The sequence below is a fragment of the Gulosibacter sediminis genome (genome assembly GCF_014904065.1).
GTDB classification, from domain to species: Bacteria; Actinomycetota; Actinomycetes; order Actinomycetales; family Microbacteriaceae; genus Gulosibacter; species Gulosibacter sediminis.
Genome location: NZ_JACXJG010000059.1, coordinates 1 through 1,149, shown reverse-complemented (window position 1 = coordinate 1,149; position 1,149 = coordinate 1). Strand labels below are relative to the sequence as shown.

At 63.9% G+C, this 1,149-nt stretch carries 1 pseudogene; it reads left to right on the top strand.

Annotated elements, in window-relative coordinates:
* Window positions 1-73: 73 nt before the first annotated feature.
* Window positions 74-1,149, top strand: a pseudogene (locus tag ID132_RS12955) (IS3 family transposase); the annotation flags it as partial.

Sequence of the window (1,149 nt, the reverse complement as noted above, 5' to 3'; positions counted from 1 at the left end):
GGACTCCGACTGCGACACCGCTGAACCGTCCCGGCTTTGATGCCGCTTCCTTTTGAGTTGAAAGGATGGCGTCATGCCAAAGAAGATTGATCCCGCGCTCCGCGAACGAGCAGTCAGGCTCGTGCTCGAACACCGCGCCGAGTATCCCTCGACCTCACAGGCAATCGCCGCGGTCGCACGGCAAGAAGGTATCGGTGCGGAATCACTCCGGCGCTGGGTCGCGCAAGCCGATATCGACGCAGGAGTCCGCGACGGGCAAACCAGCGCGGAAGCCGCAGAGATCAAACAACTCAAAGCACAGAACCGCAGGCTCCGGGAGGACGTCGCGATCTTGAAAGCAGCGACAACTTTCTTCGCGGGGGAACTCGACCCCCGCAACCGGTAATGCTGGGGTTCATCGACCACCTGCGCGCTGAAGGTCACGCGGTCGAGTCGATCATCCACGTCCTGCGGGAGCAGGGCGTGCAGATCGCCGCGCGCACCTACCGTGCCTGGAAACAAGGCCACGTCAGCACCCGCACCGTGACCGACGCGCTCGTGCTCGATGCCGTGCGTGACACGGCCTGGAACGTTGAGGAACGTCCCGACGGGACCCGCCGTCGACGACTGACTCCTGAGGGCCTGTATGGGCGGCGGAAGATGACCGCGCTGATCCGCCGTACTGCCATCGCGGACGCGTCTCGTGGTGCTGTCGACCGCGCCATGCGTGCCCTCGGACTCGTCGGGATCACGAGGGCGAAAGCCATCCGAACCACGATCCCCGCCAAGAACGCCGCGCGTGCCGGTGACCTCCTGAACCGCGACTTCACCGCACCACGACCAGACCACACCTGGGTGACCGATTTCACCTATGTCCGCACGTGGGCCGGCTGGGTGTATGTCGCGTTCATCCTCGACGTGTTCTCGCAACGGATCGTGGCCTGGCACGCGCAGACCAGCAAACACACCGATCTCGTCATGACCCCGCTGCGGATGGCGTTGTGGGAACGCGACCGGCAGGGGCATCCAGTCGGACCCGGGCAATTGCGACATCACTCCGATGCAGGGTCGCAATACACCTCGGTTGTGTTGACCGAACACCTGGCACTCGAGCAGATCGCACCATCAATCGGGTCCGTCGGCGACGCGTACGACTGTCAGTCTCTTTCT